General features: G+C 42.3%; 11 protein-coding genes and 1 riboswitch. Of the genes, 2 read left to right on the top strand and 9 right to left on the bottom strand.

Going from position 1 to position 20,122, the window contains the following annotated elements:
• Positions 1–283: 283 nt before the first annotated feature.
• From ACL6C3_RS04910 to ACL6C3_RS04870, 9 genes are all read right to left on the bottom strand, one after another.
• A complete protein-coding gene (locus tag ACL6C3_RS04910; RefSeq protein WP_413165847.1) occupies positions 284–1,525 on the bottom strand; it encodes a glycosyltransferase family 4 protein in 1,242 nt (413 codons plus the stop codon).
• A gap of 68 nt (positions 1,526–1,593) precedes the next feature.
• Positions 1,594–3,207 (bottom strand): sulfotransferase domain-containing protein, encoded by a 1,614-nt coding sequence (locus tag ACL6C3_RS04905; RefSeq protein ID WP_413165845.1) that lies wholly within the window; start codon positions 3,205–3,207, stop codon positions 1,594–1,596.
• A 25-nt stretch (positions 3,208–3,232) separates the two neighbouring features.
• The gene (locus ACL6C3_RS04900; protein ID WP_413165843.1) at positions 3,233–9,529 is read right to left on the bottom strand and encodes a glycosyltransferase; all 6,297 of its coding nucleotides are present in this window, start codon (positions 9,527–9,529) and stop codon (positions 3,233–3,235) included.
• Between the two features lie 65 nt (positions 9,530–9,594).
• Positions 9,595–11,163 (bottom strand): methyltransferase domain-containing protein, encoded by a 1,569-nt coding sequence (locus ACL6C3_RS04895; protein ID WP_413165842.1) that lies wholly within the window; start codon positions 11,161–11,163, stop codon positions 9,595–9,597.
• Between the two features lie 39 nt (positions 11,164–11,202).
• On the bottom strand, positions 11,203–12,624 hold the full coding sequence (locus ACL6C3_RS04890; protein WP_413165840.1) for a methyltransferase: 1,422 nt from the start codon (positions 12,622–12,624) through the stop codon (positions 11,203–11,205).
• A gap of 113 nt (positions 12,625–12,737) precedes the next feature.
• Entirely contained in the window at positions 12,738–14,144 is a 1,407-nt protein-coding gene (locus ACL6C3_RS04885) for an ABC transporter ATP-binding protein (RefSeq protein WP_413165838.1), read from the bottom strand.
• Positions 14,145–14,201: 57 nt separating this feature from the next.
• Positions 14,202–15,032, bottom strand: a complete 831-nt coding sequence (locus ACL6C3_RS04880; RefSeq protein ID WP_413165836.1) for an ABC transporter permease — start codon at positions 15,030–15,032, stop codon at positions 14,202–14,204.
• Positions 15,033–15,260: 228 nt separating this feature from the next.
• Positions 15,261–15,614 (bottom strand): DUF4278 domain-containing protein, encoded by a 354-nt coding sequence (locus tag ACL6C3_RS04875; RefSeq protein WP_413165834.1) that lies wholly within the window; start codon positions 15,612–15,614, stop codon positions 15,261–15,263.
• A gap of 41 nt (positions 15,615–15,655) precedes the next feature.
• A riboswitch (Glutamine riboswitch) is annotated at positions 15,656–15,763 on the bottom strand.
• Positions 15,764–16,723: 960 nt separating this feature from the next.
• A complete protein-coding gene (locus ACL6C3_RS04870) occupies positions 16,724–16,846 on the bottom strand; it encodes a hypothetical protein (protein WP_413165832.1) in 123 nt (40 codons plus the stop codon).
• A 16-nt stretch (positions 16,847–16,862) separates the two neighbouring features.
• On the opposite strand from ACL6C3_RS04870, the gene ACL6C3_RS04865 reads away from it, so the two are divergent.
• Positions 16,863–17,522, top strand: coding sequence for a DNA-3-methyladenine glycosylase (locus ACL6C3_RS04865; protein WP_413165831.1), 660 nt, complete (start codon positions 16,863–16,865; stop codon positions 17,520–17,522).
• Between the two features lie 1,227 nt (positions 17,523–18,749).
• The gene (locus tag ACL6C3_RS04860) at positions 18,750–19,778 is read left to right on the top strand and encodes an NAD(P)-dependent oxidoreductase (RefSeq protein WP_413165829.1); all 1,029 of its coding nucleotides are present in this window, start codon (positions 18,750–18,752) and stop codon (positions 19,776–19,778) included.
• The last annotated feature ends 344 nt before the right edge of the window (positions 19,779–20,122 follow it).

Here is a 20,122-nt window from a genome sequence, read left to right as displayed (position 1 = left end):
CTTTCCGCCCTCAGCAAGTCTAGTCCCTGACAACCACTTATGTCTACTGACTGTCGGTGGCTGTTTATACTGCTGAAGTTTACCCTAAATGTTTTCAAACTTGACCTTCCTTGAACTGTCTGCTAATCATTTCTCTATAAACAGGTTTTGTAGGGTCTTCTACCCAACTGTTCTAGACGCAGTGGGTTAACTAATGGTTCCTCCGATCCGTTGTCATCCCCTCATTAAGCCTGCGATCGCCGATCGGACGGAAAGGCTGATTGACGCCCGGATGCAACACCGCTCAACTCGAAGGCATTGACAGCGATAAGGAACGGTTGGCGACGTCCTGAATCAGTTTTAATTGCTGGGGGAGGAGTTTGGCTAAATCGTACCGTTCGAGTACCGTTTGGCGCGCTTTCAACCGGATTTCAGCCATGCGATCGGGGTGATCGAGGACTTCACTGACCCGATCGGCGATTTGTTTTGGCGAGAAAAAGTCCACCAATAAACCGTTTTCTCCGTCAGTAATCACTTCTTTGACCGGCGGTGTGTCCGAACCGACGATCAAACATCCCGCAGACATTGACTCGATCATTGACCAGGATAATACAAACGGACGGGTTAAATAGATGTGAACGTCGGATGCTTGAATGACTTTTAAATATTGGCCGTATGGCAGTGGCCCGACAAAGTGAATTCGAGATAAATCTAACGGGATTTTCTTGAGCATATATTCTTTGTAACTCATCCCGTCGGGTAGGGATTTTCCATAGCAGACTCGCTCCGAACCCACCACCACGACATGACAGTTGGGCCTTTGTTCCTGGATATACGCCACCGCTTCAATAAATTCGGGAAAACCCCGATAGGGTTCCATTCCTCGGGCGACATAAGTCACCAGTTCATCGACACCGGATAAGTCTAAGTTGGGAAGGACTAATTTTGCGCTCCTATCGGGTTGAAAGTAGCTGGTATCGACGCCATCGTGGAGGACGGAGATTTTGGTTTGTAATTCTCGGGGAAATTGCGATCGCTGCCAATAGGTGGGAGATAATCCCCAGTCGCAGGAGTACAAATCAACCAAAATCGGCGTATTTTTAATCCGAATCCGGGCCATATCATCGACGCTCAGGGGATCGGCGGGGTCAAAGTCGGCGTCGGACCCTTTGCTGTGATAGAACCATTCAAAATAACACAACAGGGGAACATCGGGAAAGGCTTCTTTGACGAACAGGGTTGGCCCCCACCCGGAATGACCGCAGATGACATCGGGAAAAAATCCCTTGGCTTTCAGTTGTTCGGCCATTCTAAATACACCTTGTCCGTGCAAAACCGCACTTTCTAAGGCGCGAACGTACTGATGGGTTTGGGGACTCGGATCGCGATTCGGTTTAAACAAGGCTTTGCGAACCCCGGGAATGTTCCACTCTGGACGCTCGTTTTTTGTCCCAAACACAATTTGATTTTTCGGATCGGCACCTAAGGCGGTGATAATGTGACGATATTGAGCGGGAAAGTTAGGATGCAGAAATAAGGCTCGCATGATTGATGGAATTTGAGTTTTTAAAGATAGCTACAAATTTAAACTTCAGCACACCCGACGGCTTTTCATTAAAGTTCTGCCGGCGCCCGACAGACCCATACACAATCTCTCGGAACGGATTGAGTATCTTTTAATAGAATCTCATAGTTGAGATGGGTTAGAAATTTTTCCATTATTGAGTCGGTCATTACTGAAAAGGCCGTTCCATGTCTGCGCCCCAATAGGTTCTTATCCCAATCACTGAGAAATTTATTCCACCCCAATTCACTGAATATATTTGTATGGTGAAAAAGACACAAGCGCTCGCCCCGCATTACCCGAGGAATTTGGGTCAGATAGTTGAAAATATCTCGCGGTTCAATATGCACCATCGTATCGTAGCAGAAACAGACATCCACTGAACCGGGGTTGACACCATCTAAACTCACACCATCGAGTTTGACATAACTAACCCGTTCTTCTCCCAAGCGTTGGCGGGTGACTTGCAACATTTGAGTTGAAATATCTGCACAAATTAAACTCTGACAATATTTTAACAGCAATGCTGCCGTTTTTCCGCCCCCGATTCCTATTTCTAAAACGGTTTGATGGGGTTTGATATAAGGAGCTATAAATTTGTTTTCTATTAACGCCTCATATTCGGCTAAAGTTTGGGCTGCACCTGCGGCTCGTCCTATCCATTCATCGCCGGGATAAACAGATTCGGCATTGGTACTTTGCCAATTTTTAACATAGTCATCCCAAGCCCCTTCATAATCTATTTTTGATTCGTTCATTGGTGGGTTTTCAATTTGATTTTTAGGTACAACTAAGGGAGAAGAAGTTATTTCTATGGCGGGTTCTTTTCGCTCAGATTCCACCGGAAATGCTTCTTTCCAGGAAAACTCTTGACCGAGAAATTCTTCTAGTTTATCATTATAAGGTTGAAAGTATTCTGCCAATTTTTCTCGAATTTTTCCCCGAACTTCTGGATAGTCTCCCACGTTATATTTTTTGTAGTTTAGCAGTTGATAAGCGGGTAAACCGAGAAATTCAAAGACTTGATTCATAATCTCTGGAGAGTCACTCGAAAACGCTTCACTTTTGAGGATTAAAAATTGTTCTCGGCTAAATAATTTCATCCAGTTTTGCAACTGTTCGATATAAATTCCCCGCGACAAATAGGAATAATGTTGATGGTTGTAGCTATAATAATTCTCATCGGCTAAGAGTTTTTCTGTTTCTCCTTGAAGTCGTTCGGGTTCTTGAGTAATTGCTTCTTCTAAGGATAACATTTCATAGCCTAAGTTTACTTCCCAATAGTAATGAGAAATTGCTCTATCTACCGGGTTTCTCAGCAATACAATAAATTTCATTTGGGGGAAATGATGATAAACCCGTTGGGGAACCGCAGGATGAAATAAATAATAGGGGGTTCCTTCTCCGGTTAACAATAGTTTTCCGTCAGCAGTGGAGGGAAACTGGGAGCGATACCAGTCTATTCCCTTTTGATAGTGTAAGCTAAAAAAATGGATTTCTTTTTGGGTTGCTGATAAAATTTGGGGATGCTGACAGAGATAATTATATAAAGAATTTGTCCCGCCTTTTTGCGTTCCTAAAATCATAAAATGGGGCGGTTGTATGCGTTCATATGGATTGGTATTTCTAGGGTTAAATTGTTCGCTAATTACCATCTTTTTCATTGAATGTTATCTGAAATTATCCGGATTAAAACTTTTTAGGACGCAAGATACACAAACAAAAGTCTGATTCCAATCCCCCCGGAATTTCCATTAAAATTTCTTCAAATTCTAGCAACAGTCGAACGATGGTTTCTCCCTTCGGTTCACCCGGTAACAGTTGAGCGTGATTTAACAGCGGATAGAGAGGATGCAATATTCCGCCCCCAAAAGGATTATAAACCTCGATATCGAAATAATATTCAATAAAGGGTAAAATTAACTTGGAGCGAACCGCCTCCGACGGGTCAGTATTAAAGACTTGATAGATGGTTGGGTTAATAAATTCGTCGTGCAGCCCCGAACGCAATAGTTCGTTAAAACAAGCGTACAAACGATTAATTAACTCTACTTTTTTGCGGCTATAAATGCAGTAGTTATCCCCGACGTATTCGTTGATAATAAAATATCCGTCGGGGTTTAAGGATTGATAAACAATCTTTAAAAATCGTTCTATTTCTTTGACATGATGCAACGAACCCGAACAAAATGCAATATCGTATTTTTTCCCGCTATTCAGAGTGAAAGTATTAAAATCATCGCTGTAGAAATTAACCTTAACTCCGGCAATTTCCGCCCGTTTTTTTGCCATTTCTAGGGACGCTTCTGAGAAGTCAAACGCATCAATTGTTTTTGCAAAATTGGCTTCCGACAGGGTAACTTCGTGGTTTCCCATTCCGCATCCCAACGACAATAAATTATTAAACGTTTTTCCTGCGAAATAATCTTCTATCAACCATCGCAACCAATATTTTTTCGTTTGACCTCCCGACATTCGCCGATGAAGAACATCTTCAATAATGGGGTTTGATATCCATTCACTCGCACTCGCAGCCGTTGGGTTTGCTTCCCAATAACTTTTATCTTGGGCGGGTTTTGTGGCTTCCGAAACGGGTTCAGGTGTTGCTACGGGTTGAATAAATTCTGCGGGGGAAAGGGTTTGATGGGGGTGGGGGTTTATAAAGTATGCTTCCTCAAAGATTTGATGGTATTCTTGGGTCATTTCCTCGAAACTATTTAACGAGGCAAGAACATATTTAGCGTTATCGGCGAGGCGTTGACGTTCGGATTCATTTTCGATTAGTTTTATCAGATTTTCGGCTAATTCTTCCGGTTTGTCGGGGGTGTAAAATAAACCGTTTACTCCCGGTTTGACTTGTTCGGAAATGCCAAAAACTGGGGTGGTTATAATGGGTAAATTGTACGCCATTGCTTCTAGAATGACTCGCGGATAACTTTCGATGCGAGAAGTACAGACGAAAATATCGGACGCTTGATAATATTTCGGGGTTTCTGGAGTTTCGGGAACGATGGATATTTTAGACTGTAAACTGGGGTTTAATTGCTTGACTAATGTCGCCAATTGTGTACTGTAAACGCTCGGGCGATCGCCAACAATAAAACAGCGAATCCGGTTATAATATTCTGGGGGTAACAGTGCCAAAGCTTTGACTAAATCTTGCTGACCTTTGCGTTCGCAAACGGTTCCTAACAAGAGAATAACAATTTCTGAAGCTTTAATTTCTAAAGCATTTCTGGCGTCTTGGCGGTTCCACTGTTCAGCGACTAATTTAAACCGTTCCACATCCATTCCATTGTGAATCACCGTAAAATTGTGATGGGTATTTAAAGGTAAATAGGTGTTTCTCGTCGCATCCGCCACAAAAATAATTCGATAAGGATAGCGGAAACATTCTAACGCTCGGGCGGCTATTTCTGCACCAAACCCATTAAAATAAGTTTGCCAAGGTTCGCTTTCGTGAACGTTCCAAACCGACGGAACCCCCATCTGTTGGGCGCAGTCTACCATGAAAAAGTTTTCTAAAGTATTGGCATAAACCACATCATAACAATTTAGCTGTAATTGTTCGGAAAAATCTTTGAGGGCGAGGTCGTATTTTTCCCGTTGATAGATATTAATTAAAGGGTGGTCCTGTACGATAACCGGAATTCCTTTTTGTTCGTAGGCTTCTCGCAACGGCCCATCATTCGCGCAGAAAATAACGGGTTCTATTTTATCCTGTTCTGCCAATTGTACCGCAATTTCATATTGATGTAACGGTGCGCCGGTATATTCCAAAGCGTTGGTACACATCAACACTCGGGGCTTAATTTTCACCGGGGGAGTTTGTATATTAAACCGTCGGGGTTGAATGTGGAACCATTCATTAGCGAGGGATAAATGATGGCTGTAATAGGGGTCTATTTTATCGGCATATTTCTGACGGAAATTCGCCACTTCTTTCGGGTCATCTTTAAACCCTCTGGTCGTTCCTTCTTTATGCAGTAATTCCGCTTCCGCACAATAAACACAGCGATAATTTTGTTCGTTCAAACGATAGCCGTAGTCCGCATCATTGTAAGCAACTGCAAAGTTTTCTTCATCGAAACCGCCCAAGTCTAAAAATAGTTGGCGGGGCGTTAACAAACAAGCCGCAGTCACCGCAGAATAGTTTCGCACAACTTTAGAATAAGCCAGATATCCGAAATAATCCCGATGAGAAAGTTTAAACGCATGACCCGCCAATTTGTGGTGCAACCCGTGAATAATTCCGGCGTGTTGAATGTGGTCATCGGGGAAAATTAATCTCGCCCCCACCGCACCGACTTTTTCTAACTGAATATAACCCATCATCTGACTCAACCAACGGGGATAAATAATCTCCGTATCGTTATTTAAAAATAGAACATAGTCTGTTTGTACTTGTTCAACCGCCCGGTTATTTATCGCCGCAAAGCTAAATTTACCGTTGGGATTAGACACTTTTAAAATTGAGATTTTGGGTTCGGTTTGGGCGTCGGAAATCCAATCAAAATATTCTAAAGTTTTGGGGTCGTCGCTTTCGTTATCAATAATCAGCACTTCATAGTTTTGATAAGTCGTTTTTTCTAACAGCGACTTCAAACAAGCTTGTAATAATTTTAGCTGGTTTTTGGTGGGAATAATTACGGTAACAGAGGGGCCGTTATCGGGGAATTCGTGGGCAAAAATTCCCAAACTTTGTTTAATTGCCCAGTCCGGTTGATACACTTTTGATTCAATTTCTCGGCGGTCTAAAGCATCTTGAACCGCTTGGCGTCCGGCTTCAAAACTGGCGGGTTTGGCGGCGCCGGAAATCGCCGTTGAACCAGGAGCGGTTCGCCAGTGATATAATACCAAGGGTAAATGGGCAATATGAGTGGCTCTTTCTGTTGCTCTGAGTGCCAAATCGTAATCTTGGGAACCTTCAAACCCTAACCGCATTCCGGCAACTTCTTCAAACAGTTTGCGCCGCAAGATTAACGCATGACCCATATACATATAAGATAACAGTAATTCCGGCGACCAATCGGGTTTAAATTGAGGCGCGAACCTTTTTCCTTCGGTATCTATTTTGTCATCATCGGTATAAAGAACGTCGGTTTCGGGATGTTCGGCGAGGTAAATTGCAATTTCTCCCAACGCATTTGGAGTCAGTTCGTCGTCGTGGTCGAGTAAGAGAATATATTCGCCCGTTGCGAGAACAGCAGCCGAATTGGTGGCGCGGCTAATATTGCCGTTTTCGGGGCGAAAAATAACTTTGATTCGTTCATCTTCTTCGGCAAATTTATTCAAAATTTCGGCAATTTCTGGGTCGGTGCTGCAATCATCGGCGACGCACAATTCCCAGTTAGAATAAACTTGATTGATAACGCTGTGAATTGCTTTTTCTAAGAATTCAATCGGGGGATTATAAACAGGCATCACCACCGAAATTTTTGCCAATTTTTCCGCCGAATAAGTTTGCAGTCGAGTTTTTAAATACTCCAAACTGCGTTGGTTCCATTGGTTCGCACTCAACCAGGCATCGTAGGGGTCGATGGGTTTGGCCAGTTCAAAGCCGGGAGGGAGGAGGGCGAGGTCGGTGGTGGCCTTGCTAGTCCGGTACATCATCCGCATTTGCCGAATAATCGCCGGAATTTCGTTGGGGAGGGGAATCAGGCGGCCCAGGCGTTGCTTGCGTTCGGCGGCCCGCTGGCGAATGGCCCCGACAAATTCTGATAACTGCCGCATTTTGGCCGAACTTTGGGCCGCGAGTCCGTAACGTCGCACGGTCAGGGGTTGGCCAAAGCGGTAGGTGACGGTTTCTCCGGTTTCTAACTCGGCTTCTATGCTCACGGGCCACTGACCGACGGGAACATCCATCAGGACTTCAAACCCGCTATTGCCACTTCCGGGCCAGTCGGGAAAGACTTCGCCCACGTCCCGGCGCTGCAACCCATAGGCGCATTGCATCGAACGTTCGCCACAATATAAAGTGAGTTGGGTGATGGGATGTTCGGGGTGACAACACCAACCCGCAAATAGAATTTGTCCGGGTCGTTGTTCAAGAGCGGGAACATCCAAAGAGGCTTGAATGGGGGAAACGTGTAGGGAATAAGTGGCGAATTTTTGCCATTTTCCTTTGGGATTTTGCAGTTCTAAATTAACTTGGTGATTGCCAACAAGCAAGGGAATTTCTATTCTAAATCCGCTGGTTTTAGCCGCTTCTATTTGCTCAAATTGTTGGGCAACATCTAAGCGTTCTATTCCGTAAACGCCTTCAAAGGTTTCTGAATTAATTTTCGCTCGAATTCGGGTAAAATTGCGTTTTCCGGTGTAGAAACACCAGCCTTCAATTTGGGTGAAGGTGTCGCCGTTGCCAATAAATTCCCAGTGAGTTGGGGTCTCGATGTAATGGATATATTTGGCTTGGAGTTGGCGACGAGCAAGGCGTTTAAAGTCAACCCATTTTTCTCGGATTTTCCAAAATTTAGAGGATTTAATTGCTGTAACTTCGCCTTGGGTTTGAACGAGTTCGAGTTGGGTTTTTCCGAGTTCGTTTTCCAGGCTATAAATTTTGTTGAGGGCTTCTTGAAAACGGGCTTGAGACTCTAACAAACTTTGCTGAACTGTCGCCGTATGATATTGATTTTGATTGAGTTGAGTTTCGGCGTGAGTGAGTTGGGTTAGGGTTTCTTGGTATTGAAGTTGAATTTGTTCGAGTTGTCCTTGGGTTTTTCCCAATTCCGTCTCGGTTACTGTTAATTTATCTGCGGCTTCTTGAAAGTTTTTTTCCAAGTTTTGAGCGTGTATTTCTGCCCCTTGTAACTGATGTTTTGTTCCTTCGAGTTCTTGTTGGGTTTTTCCGAGTTCTTCTTCGAGAGTTGTGAGTTTTTTAATCGCTTCTTGACGGGTATTTTCGGCTGTATTAACTTTCAGTTGGGCTTGACCGAGTTCTTCTTCTGTGGTTATTAGTTTATCTAAGGTTTCTTGATAGCGAATTTCAACCCCATCGAGGTGGAGTTGGGTTTGACCGAGTTCGGTTTCGGTTTGGACTAATTTATCAACGGCTTCTTGAAATTTATCTTCCCACTGTTCGATGTCTATTTTTAATTGGTCGTTTTCTTGGGTTAAGATTTTTTTGTCTTTTTCCAATAAACGAATTTGTGACCAATCTTTAAACACCCAAGTTAAAGAGGTGGACTGGTTTAAAACTTGTGACTCAACCGGGGTTAACCCTCGACTGAGATTGTCGGCCAATGCTTCTAATTGTAGGTAAAGGTCTATTGAATCTGGAAAACATTGTTTAATGAGTTGCGGTCGGGGAGTTGCTAAAATATTATCAACTAATAAAGAAGGGTCAAAATTGTCTGCGGGAGGTTGGGGTAAGTTGAGGTTGAATTTAGTATTAATGGCTTGAATAAAGTCTTGGGGCTTGGTTCCAACTTTATAGACGTTGACTAAAAGAGATTTTTGAGGGTTTTCTTGATAAAAATTTAAAACTTTTTTGTTATAGTACATCCACATTTTAACGGCTAATTCTGGAGATTTGATTAGCGTTAAATCTGTAGAACGTCGGTAAAGTGAATCAACAACTTCCCAGGGAGAACGATAGACAAAGATAAAATTGGCTTGGGGAATAATTTCCTGCCAAATCTCTAAAAATAAAGTGGTTCTCGGGTCTTTCCATCCCCAAGGATGACTTAAATCTTGGTTGTGTTCAATTAAACGTTTTGCTTGTTCAATCTGTCGGGAATTGAGGGAAATATGCGATTGAAAAGTACAGCCCAACTCATCAATATTATGGTCGCGTAAAATTTCCTTGTGAAATTCGACAAAATCGACATTTTCAAAGTGTCCTTTCACATTGCCATAATTCGCCCCAACCAGGCGTTTACCAATATTAACGCCCAAACGTTGCAGCAAAGATGCTGTTAGGGAAGTCCCGGAACGGTGCATTCCCGCAACAATGAAAACTGGTGAGTGACTTTCTGCTTTTTCCATAGTTTTTGCGGTGGTTTTTCAAAAGTAACCAATAATCCTTTTTTCTCCCTCAAAAATTTTTTTGTTCAGTCGTTATCCGATAAACCCATAGCACGCTTTAGTTTAAACCATTTTGTCCTCAGTTTCCAAAATTTACTACTTTCCATCGCCCGAATGCGATTTTGTGCTTGTTCAAGTAAAATTCGATTCGATTCCAGTTGCATCTGACATTTCCCCAGTTCCGTTTCAGTTTGAGAGAGCTTTGTCTCATATTCTCCGAGTTTGGCTTGCACAAAGTCAAGTTGTTTCTCCCTCTGCAAAAGTTGAGCTTGAGTTTCCTCGAGTTGTTCCTCGGTGTTCACCTGCTCGGCTTGAGACTGTTTCAATTGATTCTGTGTCCACTTGAATTGCATCTCCTGCTCGTTAAATTTTACCTGAATTTGTTTCAGTTGTACTCGGGTTTGTTGCAAGTCGGTTCGCCATGAAATCAGATGAGTTTGCCATTGGGTTTGAGGAATGAGTGATTTCACAAAATCGGTTTCTATAATCCATTCCAAACCCGCATAATTTACGGCTCGAATTAATAGAATATCTTCTGGTGAAATTTCATCGCTATTGATTTCACAAGACCAGCCAGAATTTAACGCCTCCGTTCGTTGAAAATGTTCGACTAAATCCGGCCGTTTGATGTGAGGTTGACACTGTTGAATTAACCGATTATTTACTATCATTTGAATGGTTTTGACCTGACCGCCCGGATTAAAATCAACCGCCCAACCTTCTAAATAAAGATTCCCATTAGGTTTAATTTCACCAACATCTAAATAACCCAGAGGATGATAGTTAAAGTTAATTTCTGTTGAATCCTGTTGTGCTTTTGGGGTGATTACATATAAATCTTGATAGTTACTTAACCCTTTTTTGATGCGATAACTAGAAGCTTGATTGAAACTGATTTTATTAATTAATTTGTGAATATAAGTTTCGGTCACATAAGTTGTTCCGTACTCGTTTCGGTCAAGATACTGACTCTCGCTGCTTTCGGTTGAAAAGACAATTCCTTCGGGTAACATTTTAACGTGTGAGGGCATAATTTCCTCATCTAAGACGCTAAAAATTAGCAAACCTTCGGGAGTTAAAAGGTCATAAAGTCGCTGCATCCATCGGCTAAACGTTCGGGGCGGCATATGGCTAAAAAATGAACCGGCGTAGATACAATCAAATTTTTTATCGCTCGGATAATTTTCGGGTTCGCGAGTTGAAACAATGCCATTCACCCCAAAGGTTTCCATTTGAAATTTTACCGCATTGGCGTAAATATCAGAAACCCAAACTTTTTCGGGAGCAATTTCTTGAATTAAAAATCGGGTTGAACGTCCGTAACCACAAGCAAAGTCGAGAAAAGAATTAACCCGAGAAAAGCTACCAAAATGGGCGTTAATAATTTGTCGGATAGAATCTACAATAGATCGCCCTAATAGATAATAATACACCAAAGCGCGATCGCTATTTCGGTCTTCTGATTCATCCAACTGATACAGATACATTTCGTCATCTGCGGCAATTTTGGGCTGGAAGGTTTGGGGAGAGGCGGCGAGATGTTGAGTTACGGTTTTAACAATGGGGTTATTCTCTACAAAGCGGTTGGTTTTCATCGTTTATTGGATTTTTAAAAAGGTTTTTCAATCTCAAATTTATTTTTTGACAAAACGTTCTAAAGCTTGTCGAAGCTGCACCCATTGGATTCTAATTTTCCAAAACTTGCTGCTTTTTATCGCTTGAATTTCATGGGTTGACTGTTCGAGAAAAAACTGACAGCTACCCAGTTCGGTTTCAAGTTTTGTTAGTTTATCTCGGGCTTGGGCGAGAGTCAATTCGGCAAATTCCAGTTGAGATTGTGTTTTTTCTAGTTGAGTTTCACGTTGCTTTAACTGGCTGCGAGTTGTTGCAAGTTCTTCTCGCCATCGAGTCCTAAACATCAAGTTTTTAACAGTTTCTACAGCAATAATCCATTCCAGTTTTGCCGTATTTATTGCTTTTATTAAAACAATATCTGGAGGCGTAACCGTACCCGAATTTATCGAACAACTCCATCCGGAGTGTCCGGCTTGAGAACTCTGAAAATATTCGACTAAATCCGGACGTTCTTTTGAGGGCTGACACTGGTGAATGACTTCGTTATTGACTAGAATTTGAACCATCTCAACACAACCATTCGGGTTAGAATCTATCGCCCAACCTGCGAGTTGAATTTCTCCGGTTGGGGTAACATTACAGTGATCTAGATAACCTTCTGGATGATACTTAAAGTTTAAACGGGTAAAATCTTGATTGGGTTGGGGGGTGACGACATACAAATCTTGATAGTTTCCCAATCCTTTTTTAATTCGGTAAATCGCGGCTCGATTTTGACTAATTTTATCGATTAATTCTCGAATAAAAGTTTCAGTTACATAGGTTGTACCGTAATCATTGCGGTCAAGTAACTGAGTTTCACTATCCTTTGAAGAAAAGAGAATCCCATCTGCCGACATGGGGGTAAATGGCAGTAGAGTTGTCTCGTCCAACACGCTAAAAATCAGCAGTCCTTGGGAATTTAATAAATGATAAAGCTTCTGCATCCAAAGGCTAAAAGTTCGGGGCGGCATATGACTAAAGAATGACCCCGCATAAACACAATCAAATTTTTGTTCGACTTGATAATCTTCGGGGTTGCGAGTTGAAACAATACCGTGAACCCCGAAATATTCCGTTTGAAACTTCACCGCCTCGGCATAGATATCGGAAGCCCAAATCTTTTCGGTTGGCATTTCTTGAACCAAAAACCGCATGAAGCGACCGTATCCACAGGCAAAATCGAGAAAGGATGAAATTCGTTCAAAACTGCCAAAATACCAATTAATAATTTGTTGAATGGAATCAAATAGCGTTCGACCCAAGCTATAATAATTCACCAAAGCTTGATCAAAATTTCGATCATCCAATTCATCCAACTGATACAAAAACATTTCATCGGCGACAGCAATATGGGGCTGAAACGTTTGAGGAGAGCGAGCCAAATGCTGAATTAAGGTTTCAACAATGGGGTTCTTTTCAACAAAACAATTGACTTTCATCTTCACTGTTTCCTGAAAAAAGGCGGGTTGATCAAGTTATTTGTTAGAGACAGATATAAGTTCGGAACCCGCCCCCAACATGAGCATAATTTGTGATGTAATTTTGATGCAATTTAAAGATATTGTTGGATTTCTTGTTCCGGTTGAACTTGACCCGAAGTTACGGTTAATTTGGGTTCAACCAGCAAGTCTACTACCCCCGTACCGCAAGAACTCTCACAGGGTTGAACTCTAAACATGGCGACATCAATACATCGGTCAAGATAGGTAAATTCCCCCTCTACAATTCCCGAAACTCCCGCATTTAAAAAGTAAACATCCGGTGCCAATAAACATTTAAACTTAAATTCTAACACGAGTTGGGTACCGGGTTCGATGTGTTTAATAAATTGGGAAGTTGCCAGGAAAGAAGCCCCGGCCAGTTCAAACCCGCTGATAGTTTTAACCAACATTCCAAAGCGGACGTGGGAGGCGGCTTTTTCAAATTCTACGGTGTAGGTATAGATATAATCATTGCGAGCAATAATATGATTAACTCGTTCACCTTTGGGAGTGGCAATATAAGGATCGCAAATTTTTGCCCCCCGCGAGGGATAATGAATGGGATGATCCGGTTTTAATTTGGCATCATAATAATCATAATAGTCAGCTTGTTTAGATTCGGCTTGCTTGGAATTCGTTTGACTGCGGTGATAGTTTTTCCACTCCACCTTTTGAAACACTTCCTGGGGTTTAAAAGACGCTTTTAGGTGGCGAATTTCTTCCCGCAACCGTTCCGATTCGGCCGCATCAGCATAGATCATTTTTTGATATTTTGATATAATCATCTTGGGGCTATGTTCGAGCAGAATTTCGCCCCGGTCCATCAAAATAGCCGAGTCGCAAAGTTGAGTTACCGAGGAAGCCGCATGAGACACAAATAAAATCGTTCCGCCCCGATCTTGGATTTCGTGAATTCGGCTAAAACACTTGCGTTGAAAGGCTTCATCCCCAACCGAAAGGGCTTCATCAACGACTAAAATATCGGGGTTTGAACTGGTCGCCACCGCAAACGCCAACCGGACATACATCCCGCTAGAATAGGTTTTAACGGGTTGATTAATAAAATCTCCAATATCGGCGAAGGCGACAATTTCATCAAACTTTTGTTCAATTTCCTGATGTTTCAATCCCAGCAATTGACCGTTAAAAAAGACATTCTGACGCCCGGTAAATTCGGGATTAAACCCACTCCCCAATTCTAACAACGCCGACACTCGCCCCCGAACCTCTACATTTCCAGCAGACGGGGTGAGGGTTCCGACAATAATCTGAAGGAGGGTACTTTTTCCCGAACCATTGCGACCGACAATTCCTAAAGTTTGACCTTTATAAACATTCAGATTAATCTCTCGCAACGCCCAGAACTTTTCGGCGAGTTGCTGATGGGGTACAAAAATCTCTTTAAGTCGGTCAACCGGATGTCGATACCGCTTAAAACACTTGGAAACGTTATTAACTGAAATTGCAATTTCGGACATTCGTCATTTAATAGCTACCGAGACATCGTAATCTGCCATCAAAGAAACTTTTGACAACTATAAAACATCTGCAAAAGCCGGACGTAACCGTTTGTAGACCCACAGGCCGCCATAGAATATAATGATAGAGACGATAGAAGCGGTGGCAAGTTCTCCCCAATGCTCAATCTGACCTTTGAGTACGATATCGCGGTAAGTTTCGGCGATCGCGGTAATCGGATTCAACCAAAACACCCAAACTCGCCAAGCTTCGGGAATTTTAAACGCCGGATAAACAATGGGAGTCGCATAAAACCAAAGATTGAGAATCACCCCCAAACTTTGGGGAATATCTCGCAAAAAGACCGTTAAACCGGCGCTTAGATATCCCAAACCTGCGGTGAGGAGAAGTTGAGGAATCCAAACCAACGGTAACAGCCAAAGACTAATGCTCGGGTCTGGAACAATTAAAATAATTAGCGTGACTAAAGCGACCAACCCAAAGGTACTTTCAATAAAAGCCGAACAAATGGGAACCAGGGGAAGTAAACCCAACGGAAACACGACTTTTTTAACTAAATTGGGCTGTCCGACAACACAAGTCGCCGCTTGGGTCAGTCCGTTGGTGAAGGCTAACCAAGGTAATAATCCTGCAAATAACCACAGTCCAAACGCCAACTTATTATCGGCCGCAACTCCTTGAATATCGAGTTTGACTTGCAGGACGATTGAAAAAACGTAGGTAAAAATCAGCAGTTGCACAAGTTGATTGAGAAGCGGCCATAAATTCCCTAAAATGGAACCTTTATAGCGGGCTTCCAAGTCTCGTCGGACTAGGGTAATCAGCAGATTGAGTTTGATGGACCACTGACTCTCTAGCAATTGTCGCCGAAAGACAACGCTTTTCATAGATCTGACCAATTTTTGTTTCCTCGTCCACTACACACACCACGACTAGATTATCCTCTGACCCGTTCCTGGAGTTTGCACCCGGAATCGGCGACGAGGGAAAACTGTCAGCATTGAGCTTAGTCTATAAGTGTGCCACATCAACGTAACTTCTGGGTAGCCCACAAAAAAACACCCCACGATGGGGGTGCTGACTTCTACAACAGAGGTTAATTTAACGGTCGATTCCTATACGGGGTGATAGGTTGCTGTATTGTTGAGGTTCAGTCCGACTTCATCGGCCAGACGGTTCAGCATCGACTGTTCGCGCTTGATTTCTGAACGTTCCTGTTTTAACATCGAAACCCGGGCTTTCTCGGCAATGGTTACGGGTGTTTCTGTCCGGCTAACCGCTGCTACGGGATTATTGCCATATTTGACGCCCCGATAGGTGAGATTGTAGCTCGGTTGCAATACCGGGGGTTTCTTCCGGTTGCAAAAACGCCAATCTTGTCCCCGATATTTTCCTGCGACTGCTCCGGTTGAAGTGGCTACTTCCGGAGGATTGTATTCGTATTCGATACCACGATAGGTCAGTTTCATCTGATCGCCTCTCCTTTTTAATGCGATGGTTGACAAAGTGAGGCGCGTTCCTTCGGGAATGATGACTTCCCTACTTCCGTCTCTCCTATCTCGATGATTTTCCTGACTATACCTAGATCAGCCTTCTCCAGACCAGAGAGATGAACGTTTTGTTTTTTATTTCTGTATCTATTGTTACGCTTTTTTAGAAAAATGTCAAGGAGAGGGAATTTACAGTCACCAGTCACCCTTCGGGTTCGGCAGTTGCTTCTCGACTATTCCGCCAAGTCCGCACTGCCTCACCAGTTATTAGTGAATAGGGTAAGGGGTAAAGGGTAAGGGGTAAGGGGTAAGAGGCAATTCTGTAGGCGAAGCTGACTACGGAACGCGCTTACTCCTGTCTCCTGTCTCCTGTCTCCTGACTCCTGACTCCTGTCTCCTGACTCGTTACATAAATTCTCTGTTTTGTCAAGATGTCTGTTTTCGGCGATCGCTTGGCCTTTCAAAATTCGTGCGTTGGGGTTGCTATTTTTTTGTCAGAATCTTCTTACTTTTAACGAAAGAATCGGGGTTTTAGCCTCTATTTTGACGTGTAGACACAGTAACCCCTTGGGTGGTGTTTTTTATAGCCTACCAGAACCCCTATATTTTCGTCAACTATTTGAAAATTTTTCTCAGTAAAAATTTCGATTTTTCCCAAAAACTTTTGTTTATTCAAACGAATTAGTGAATTAAATTAGAAAAACTTATGGTTTGGGGCGGCAGTTGAGTGCGGGGTTGAGAGTTGCAAGTTAATTAATTGAGGAGTTTTGAAAAGCCTAAATTTAAGCCTAAATTGTCGTGAAGCGGGGTGGAAAAAGTACGTTATAGGTCGGCACAGATTTCCATTCTTCTAGAATAGGTCAAGTCCGAGGATTTGTCAATCGAAAATCGGGGAAATTTTGGGGAAATTTTTCAGAAAAATTGACAATTTTAGGAAGAAAAAAGCGATCGCCAGTTTGGGAAAAAAGCGATCGCATTGGAAAAGATTGAACGTTCTGCCGATTAAAACTTCCCCCGATGCCAGTAGGCAGAACTCATGTGGCAGTTATCAGTTATCAGTTTTCTTGGTACTGAAAACTGGTCACTGTCTAATGGGCGCAACCATTACCGTGATAATCATCGGTATCATAGAAACCGTTTTTCGTGCCGAAGAACAGACAGGAAACGGTAAATAAAACGGTTAGTCCTGCCAAAATCAACTTAACTTCCATCGTGGAACCTCCAGTAATGAATACAAATTTTAATCAGATTGTAGACGCGACTTGGCTAAATCGTCCATCTCCTACCGTAGCTATAGAATTATTGGGTTGTACTCTGGTTCGACAACTCCCCACCGGCGAACAAATTCGCGGCGTTATTGTCGAAACCGAAGCTTATATGGCGGGCGATCCGGCTTGTCATGCTTATCGTAAACGAACCGATCGCAATGCCGTTATGTTTGGGCCTGCTGGGATGAGTTACGTTTATTTTATCTACGGAGTGTACCACTGTTTAAATATTGTCACCGACCGGGAAGGAATAGCCAGTGCGGTGTTAATTCGGGCTTTGGAATTGTCTGCTGTTCCCGAGTCGCTTCAACAAGATTTAAACTTCCCTTCAAAAAGCGATCGCCACGTTAAGACCTCCTTAAAAAAAGATAAGTTTTATCGTTTGGCTGCCGGACCCGGAAAACTTTGTCGAGTCTTACAAATTGATCGCAGTTTTAGCGATTTACCGTTGCATCCCGATCGCTCTTTATGGTTAGAACATCGAACGCCTACATTTCAAGAATTGGTTAATTGTGAAAAAATTCAGTTTGTACAAACGACTCGCATTGGTATTACTCAAGGAACAGATTTACCTTGGCGGTGGTACATTGCAGATTGTCCGGCTGTGTCTAAGTTTTAATCTCAATCTTCTGAACTCCTCTAGGGGCGGGTTTATTACAGTCACTCATTACCAGTCACCAGTCACCAGTTATTTGAGTTTACAGTTTTGTAGGGGCGGGTTTATTACAGTCACTCATTACCAGTCACCAGTCACCAGTTATTTGAGTTTACAGTTTTGTAGGGGCGGGTTTATTACAGTCACTCATTACCAGTCACCAGTCACCAGTTATTTGAGTTTACAGTTTTGTAGGGGTGAGTTTTTACTAAATCTATGTTTTCTCAGAAATCAGTTAAATAAATCCGCCCCGGTTTTCTAGGGGTGAGTTTTTACTAAATCTATGTTTTCTCAGAAATCAGTTAAATAAATCCGCCCCGGTTTTCTAGGGGTGAGTTTTTACTAAATCTATGTTTTCCCAGAAATCAGTTAAATAAACCCGCTTCTGTAGGGGCGGGTTTATTACAGTCACTCATTACCAGTCACCAGTCACCAGTTATTTGAGTTTACAGTTTTGTAGGGGCGGGTTCTAAATCAATCTATATTTTCTCAGAAATAACAAACATAAACCCGCCCCGGTTTTCTAGGGGTGAGTTTTTACTAAATCTATGTTTTCCTAGAAATCAGTTAAATAAATCCGCCCCGGTTTTCTAGGGGTGAGTTATTTCTAAATCTATGTTTTCCCAAAAATCAGTTAAATAAATCCGCTTGTGTAGGGGCGGGTTCTAAATCAATTTATGTTTTCCCAAAAATCAGTTAAATAAATCCGCCCCGGTTTTCTAGGGGTGAGTTATTTCTAAATCTATGTTTTCCCAAAAATCAGTTAAATAAACCCGCCCCGGTTTTCTAGGGGTGAGTTATTTCTAAATCTATGTTTTCCCAAAAATCAGTTAAATAAACCCGCCCCGGTTTTCTAGGGGTGAGTTATTTCTAAATCTATGTTTTCCCAAAAATCAGTTAAATAAATCCGCCCGAACACCCAACACCCGACACCGGGGCGGGTTTATATCAGTTGTCTGTGGGAAATGTTAATTTATTCTGAGGCGCGCCCCTACAAGACTTTTGCAAGAGCGCCTGTAGCAAGATTGCCTAATAACTGGTCAGGTGATAACTGTTTTGATATAAATCTGTCGTTGAAAGTACAACCCAGAATCTTCTATTCATCTATCATTCTAAATACACGAAAAAATCTTCTCTCAATTTGTCATTGAGAGTGAAACGAAGAATCCCGAGAGGAGGAAATTGTAGATTATGAAAATTGGAATAATTCGAGAAGGAAAATTTCCCATAGATCGCCGCGTTCCCCTTTCTCCCCAACAGTGTCAAGCCGTCCAAGAAAAATATCCGAATCTAGAACTTATTATTCAAACTAGCTCGATTCGTTGTTTTGCGGATATCGAATATCAACAACTGGGTTTAGAGGTTCGGGAAAATGTGAGTGATTGCGATATTTTATTGGGAGTAAAAGAAGTTCCCGTTTCTGAGTTGATTCCCAACAAAACCTATCTATTCTTTTCTCATACCATCAAAAAGCAACCCTACAACCGCCAACTGTTACAGACGATTTTGGATAAAAATATTCGTTTGATAGACTATGAATGTCTCACCACTGAACGGGGAAGTCGGGTGATTGGTTTTGGTCGATATGCGGGAATTGTTGGCGCTTATCACGGTTTGGATGCTTACGGAAAAAGAAATTATCTTTATCAACTTCAACCGATTTTAGATTGCGTTGATCTCAACCAGATGAAAGCCGAACTAGCAAAAGTAAAACTTCCGGCGATTAAAATAACAATTACCGGGGGTGGGAGAGTCGCAAAAGGGGTAATGGAAATCTTAGATTTCATCGGAATTACATCGGTGAGTCCTTCGGACTTTTTAACGAAATCATACCCCGAAGCCGTTTACACTCAACTCAATACAACTGATTACAATAAAACCCCCGATGGTTCTCCGTTTATTGAAGCCGAGTTCTTTCAATACCCCGAACAGTTTGAGGGAGATTTTTACAAATCTACTCAAGTCACCGATTTACTCATGGCTGCGGCTTACTGGCATCCCCAATCCCCGGTTTTATTTACAACCGAAGATATCCAAAGTTCCGGCTTTAAAATTCAAGCGATCGCCGATATTACCTGCGATATCGAAGGTTCAATTCCCTGTACCCAACGAACATCAACCCTCACTGAACCCTACTATGATTATCATCCTCCAACTCAACAATTAGAACCCCCCTTTTCCCGAGAAGAAAATCTCACGATTATGGCGGTTGTTCAATAATTGATAATTAATAATGGATAATGGATAATTACCTCGACCATTATGAATAGGATTGATAGAGAGGAAATAATGGATAATGGATAATGGATAAGGAGAGGTCTTCAACCTGATTAATTAATGATTAATTATCAATTTTAAATTATCCATTGATAACAGCCCAAAATCCCTTTAAGACTTACAATTTTTCGACCCAATCCCAATCTTTTAAAAAATTTAATATCATTTTTTGAACTTTTACGGTAAAATTCAGCAATATGGTAAACTTGGGGCTACCTATAGCTTCCAGACCCCCGAAACCGACAACTCCTGGGCGGGTTTATATCAGTTGTCTGTGGGAAATGATT

It is taken from the genome of Capilliphycus salinus ALCB114379 (genome assembly GCF_047276495.1).
Taxonomy (GTDB): domain Bacteria; phylum Cyanobacteriota; class Cyanobacteriia; order Cyanobacteriales; family Microcoleaceae; genus Capilliphycus; species Capilliphycus salinus.
The sequence above is the reverse complement of the archived record's forward strand: the minus strand, read 5'-3'. Positions and strand labels throughout refer to the sequence as shown.

What these genes read in the sequence shown, in the direction of transcription:
- ACL6C3_RS04900 (WP_413165843.1), bottom strand. Translation starts at nt 9,529, where the DNA reads ATGGAAAAAGCAGAAAGTCACTCACCAGTTTTCATTGTTGCGGGAATG.
- ACL6C3_RS04880 (WP_413165836.1), bottom strand. Translation starts at nt 15,032, where the DNA reads ATGAAAAGCGTTGTCTTTCGGCGACAATTGCTAGAGAGTCAGTGGTCC.
- ACL6C3_RS04890 (WP_413165840.1), bottom strand. Translation starts at nt 12,624, where the DNA reads ATGAAAGTCAATTGTTTTGTTGAAAAGAACCCCATTGTTGAAACCTTA.
- ACL6C3_RS04895 (WP_413165842.1), bottom strand. Translation starts at nt 11,163, where the DNA reads ATGAAAACCAACCGCTTTGTAGAGAATAACCCCATTGTTAAAACCGTA.
- ACL6C3_RS04875 (WP_413165834.1), bottom strand. Translation starts at nt 15,614, where the DNA reads ATGAAACTGACCTATCGTGGTATCGAATACGAATACAATCCTCCGGAA.
- ACL6C3_RS04885 (WP_413165838.1), bottom strand. Translation starts at nt 14,144, where the DNA reads ATGTCCGAAATTGCAATTTCAGTTAATAACGTTTCCAAGTGTTTTAAG.
- ACL6C3_RS04860 (WP_413165829.1), top strand. Translation starts at nt 18,750, where the DNA reads ATGAAAATTGGAATAATTCGAGAAGGAAAATTTCCCATAGATCGCCGC.
- ACL6C3_RS04910 (WP_413165847.1), bottom strand. Translation starts at nt 1,525, where the DNA reads ATGCGAGCCTTATTTCTGCATCCTAACTTTCCCGCTCAATATCGTCAC.
- ACL6C3_RS04905 (WP_413165845.1), bottom strand. Translation starts at nt 3,207, where the DNA reads ATGAAAAAGATGGTAATTAGCGAACAATTTAACCCTAGAAATACCAAT.
- ACL6C3_RS04870 (WP_413165832.1), bottom strand. Translation starts at nt 16,846, where the DNA reads ATGGAAGTTAAGTTGATTTTGGCAGGACTAACCGTTTTATTTACCGTT.
- ACL6C3_RS04865 (WP_413165831.1), top strand. Translation starts at nt 16,863, where the DNA reads ATGAATACAAATTTTAATCAGATTGTAGACGCGACTTGGCTAAATCGT.